The following is a 4,467-nucleotide window of genomic DNA, read 5'->3' as shown; positions in this document are numbered from 1 at the left end:
GGTCGGCCGGCCGACCTCGCCCGTGAGCTGGGGATGCCGCCGTGGAAGATCGACCGGGTCCGCCAGCAGATGCGGGGCTGGACGCCGGACGGGGTGTCCGTGGCGCTGCGCGCGGTCGCGGAGGCCGACGCCGGCGTGAAGGGCGGCAGTGACGACCCCGAGTACGCGCTGGAGAAGGCGGTCGTGACCATCGCCAGGGCGGCCCGCTCCCGAGGGCGGGCGTAGCGGAACATGCCGAAGGCCCCGGCGCCTCCCTGGAAGGGGAGGGCACCGGGGCCTTCGGACCAAGATGCTGAAGCCACACCCGCGTGGCGAACGCAGGCCGCGTGTGGCTTCGGGATGCCGGACGGGAGCGGTTAGAGAGGGCCCGCTCGTGGGTCCCTCCGGCGGTCAGATCAGAAAGAGGTTCAGCCCTTGAGGTCCGCGACCTTGGCCGAGAGCGCCGACTTCTTGTTGGCGGCCTGGTTCTTGTGGATGACGCCCTTCGAGACGGCCTTGTCGAGCTGACGCGCGGCAGCGCGCTGGTACTCGGTGGCCTTCTCGACGTCACCCGCGGCAGCGGCCTCGCGGGCCTTGCGGATCGCGGTCTTCAGGGAGGACTTGACGGCCTTGTTGCGCAGCCGAGCCTTCTCGTTGGTCTTGATCCGCTTGATCTGGGACTTGATGTTCGCCACGAAAGGAGCCTTTACAGGTTCAGGCACGGGCCCACGAGAGGTCCCGTACCGGTGATCCAGAAATTTGTTGTCGCGCCTCGCGCTGAGAGGGCATGAGGCACAGCGCTCTACAGTACCAGCGGCCCCGACGGCGGCCCAAAACGCTCCCCGGTCGTTCCCCGTGGGACCATGGAAGCTACGTATCGATCCGACCCGAGGCATAAGGCGCCTCAAGAGACAGGACCCTGCGTGCCCGCGACCCCTAACAATGTGCCCGAGCCGAGCCGTACCGCCCCGGCTCTGATCCGCAACTTCTGCATCATCGCGCACATCGACCACGGCAAGTCCACGCTCGCCGACCGGATGCTCCAGCTGACCGGTGTGGTCGAGCAGCGGCAGATGCGTGCTCAGTACCTCGACCGGATGGACATCGAGCGCGAGCGCGGCATCACGATCAAGTCCCAGGCGGTGCGTCTGCCCTGGGCCCCGACCGAGGGCCCCGACCAGGGCACGACGCACATCCTCAACATGATCGACACGCCGGGCCACGTCGACTTCACCTATGAGGTCTCGCGGTCGCTGGCCGCCTGCGAGGGGACCGTCCTCCTCGTCGACGCCGCCCAGGGCATCGAGGCGCAGACCCTCGCCAACCTGTACCTGGCGATGGAGAACGACCTCAAGATCATCCCGGTGCTGAACAAGATCGACCTGCCGGCCGCGCAGCCGGAGAAGTTCGCCGAGGAGCTGGCGAACCTGGTCGGCTGCGACCCCGACGACGTGCTGAAGGTCTCCGCGAAGACCGGTCTCGGCGTCGACGCGCTGCTGAACAAGGTCGTCAAGGAGATCCCGGCCCCGGTCGGTAACCCGGACGCCCCCGCCCGCGCGATGATCTTCGACTCGGTCTACGACTCCTACCGCGGTGTCGTGACGTACGTCCGTGTCATCGACGGCCAGCTCAACAAGCGCGAGCGCATCCGGATGATGTCCACCGGCGCCACCCACGAGCTGCTGGAGATCGGCGTCAGCTCGCCGGAGATGCTCCCGGCCGACGGTCTCGGCGTCGGTGAGGTGGGCTACCTGATCACCGGTGTGAAGGACGTCCGCCAGTCCAAGGTCGGTGACACCGTCACCAGCCAGGCCAAGGGCGCCACCGAGGCGCTCGGCGGCTACAAGGACCCGAAGCCGATGGTCTTCTCGGGCCTGTATCCGCTGGACGGCTCCGACTACCCCGAGCTGCGCGAGGCGCTGGACAAGCTCCAGCTCAACGACGCCGCCCTGGTCTACGAGCCGGAGACCTCCGCCGCCCTCGGCTTCGGTTTCCGCGTCGGCTTCCTCGGTCTGCTGCACCTGGACGTGATCCGGGAGCGGCTGGAGCGCGAGTTCGGCCTCGACCTCATCGCCACCGCGCCCAACGTGGTCTACCGCGTGGTCATGGAGGACGGCACCGAGCACACGGTGACCAACCCGAGCGAGTTCCCCGAGGGCAAGATCGGGGACGTGTACGAGCCGGTCGTGCGCGCCACGATCCTCGCGCCCTCCGAGTTCATCGGTTCGATCATGGAGCTGTGCCAGACCCGGCGCGGCACCCTGCTCGGCATGGACTACCTCTCCGAGGACCGGGTCGAGATCCGCTACACGCTGCCGCTCGCGGAGATCGTGTTCGACTTCTTCGACCAGCTCAAGTCCAAGACCCGTGGCTACGCCTCCCTGGACTACGAGCCCACGGGCGAGCAGAGCAGCTCCCTGGTCAAGGTCGACATCCTGCTGCACGGCGACAAGGTGGACGCCTTCTCGGCGGTCACCCACAAGGACCAGGCGTACGCCTACGGGGTCCGGCTCGTCGCCAAGCTGCGCGAGCTGATCCCGCGGCAGGCGTTCGAGGTGCCGATCCAGGCCGCGATCGGTTCGCGGGTCATCGCCCGCGAGACCATCCGCGCCATCCGCAAGGACGTCCTCGCCAAGTGCTACGGCGGTGACATCTCGCGTAAGCGGAAGCTGCTGGAGAAGCAGAAGGAGGGCAAGAAGCGGATGAAGATGGTGGGTTCCGTGGAGGTTCCCCAGGAGGCGTTCATCGCGGTGCTCTCCAGCGACGACGGCGCCGGAAGCTCGGGCAAGGGCAAGAAGTAGCCCGCGATCGCACCGAGTTGTCGGAGCGAAACGGGCAAAGTGGGGCCCGCCGTACACACGTACGGCGGGCCCCCGCTCGTACGGGGGGCGGTCCGGGGGCGGATCTCGATGGGGTTCCGGTGCGAAGTGACAGGCCGTGGCCTCTTACGCGGTGGCCGGTCGCCCCTTACCCTGATCCCTGCTCGCTAGTTACTCGCGGGTTAAACAACAGCTTCGATCCACAGCTTCGAACCAGCGTGAGTCCACCCAGCCGCACCGAGTCAGCCGCACCGTCGCGGGCCCCGGAGGATGTCGTGAGCGACACACAGACCCTGATCGAGAACCGTCCGCCGTCCGTGGCGGCCCTCTTCCTGGAGCGCGTGGCGGCCACACCGGACGCCGAGGCGTACCGGTACCCGGTACCGGCGGCCTCCGGACAGGGCCCCGACGAGTGGCGGTCGCTGACCTGGGGCCAGGCGGCGGAGCGGGTGTACGCGATCGCGGCCGGCCTGATCGAGCTGGGGATCGAGTCCGAGCAGCGGGTGGCGCTCGCCTCCTCGACCCGCGTCGAGTGGATTCTGGCCGACCTCGGCATCATGTGCGCGGGCGGTGCCACCACCACCGTGTATCCGCAGACCAACGCCGACGAGTCGTCGTTCATCCTGTCCGACTCCGAGAGCCGGGTGCTGATCGCGGAGGACGCCGCGCAGGTCGCCAAGGCGGTGGAGCGGCGGGCCGAGCTGCCCGCGCTGACCAAGGTCGTCGTCATCGATCCGGCGGGCGCCGAGACGGGCGACTGGGTGATCACCCTGGCCGAGCTGGAGAAGCGCGGCACCGCCTACCTGGAGCAGCACCCCGAGCTGATCAAGGAGCGGGTCGGCGCGATCACCCGCGAGCAGCTCGCCACCCTCATCTACACCTCCGGCACCACCGGGCGCCCCAAGGGCGTGCGGCTGCCGCACGACAACTGGGCCTACATGGCGCGGGCCATCGGCTCGACCGACCTGGTCTCCGCGGACGACGTGCAGTACCTCTGGCTGCCGCTCGCCCACGTCTTCGGCAAGGTGCTCACCTCCGGCCAGATCGAGGTCGGCCACGTCACCGCGGTCGACGGCCGGGTGGACAAGATCATCGAGAACCTGCCCGTGGTCCGGCCGACCTACATGGCCGCCGTGCCGCGCATCTTCGAGAAGGTCTACAACGGCGTCGCCGCCAAGGCCCGTGAGGGCGGCGCGGCCAAGTACAAGATCTTCCAGTGGGCCGCCGAGGTCGCCCGCGAGTACGCCAAGGCGTCGCAGGACAGCTTCCGCCGCACCGGCACCGCCTCCGTGCCCTTCGCGCTGGCCGCCAAGCACAAGGCCGCCGACGCCCTGGTCTACGGCAAGCTGCGTGAGGCGTTCGGCGGCAGACTGCGCGCCTGCGTCTCCGGCGCCTCCGCCCTCGCCCCCGAGATCGGCTACTTCTTCGCCGGCGCCGGCATCCACATCCTGGAGGGGTACGGCCTCACCGAGACCTCCGCCGCCTCCTTCGTGAACCCCGGCGAGGCGTACCGCACCGGCACGGTCGGCAAGCCGCTGCCCGGCTGCGAGGTGCGCATCGCGGACGACGGCGAGATCCTGCTGCGCGGCCCCGGCGTCATGGAGGGCTACCACCAGCAGCCCGAGAAGACCGCCGAGGTGCTGGAGTCCGACGGCTGGTTCCACACCGG

The 4,467-nt window shown here is 69.0% G+C and carries 3 protein-coding genes and 1 pseudogene; 3 read left to right on the top strand and 1 reads right to left on the bottom strand.

The annotated features are described in order from the left end of the window. Window positions 1-225: pseudogene (locus CCN33_RS11210) on the top strand (DNA polymerase III subunit delta); the annotation flags it as partial. Window positions 226-407: 182 nt separating this feature from the next. Here CCN33_RS11210 and rpsT read toward each other — a convergent pair. Beyond that, complete coding sequence (gene rpsT / locus CCN33_RS11205) at window positions 408-674, bottom strand: 30S ribosomal protein S20 (protein WP_030814907.1); 267 nt, start codon at window positions 672-674, stop codon at window positions 408-410. Between the two features lie 228 nt (window positions 675-902). On the opposite strand from rpsT, the gene lepA reads away from it, so the two are divergent. Further along, complete coding sequence (lepA, locus tag CCN33_RS11200) at window positions 903-2,780, top strand: translation elongation factor 4 (RefSeq protein WP_086693491.1); 1,878 nt, start codon at window positions 903-905, stop codon at window positions 2,778-2,780. A 293-nt stretch (window positions 2,781-3,073) separates the two neighbouring features. After that, window positions 3,074-4,467: AMP-dependent synthetase/ligase (locus CCN33_RS11195; protein WP_086693490.1), on the top strand; the 1,394-nt coding region annotated here is incomplete at its 3' end.

Origin of the sequence: Streptomyces recifensis (genome assembly GCF_002154615.1) — a bacterium.
In the GTDB taxonomy this organism is placed as follows: Bacteria; Actinomycetota; Actinomycetes; order Streptomycetales; family Streptomycetaceae; genus Streptomyces; species Streptomyces griseoluteus.
The sequence above is the reverse complement of the archived record's forward strand: the minus strand, read 5'-3'. Positions and strand labels throughout refer to the sequence as shown.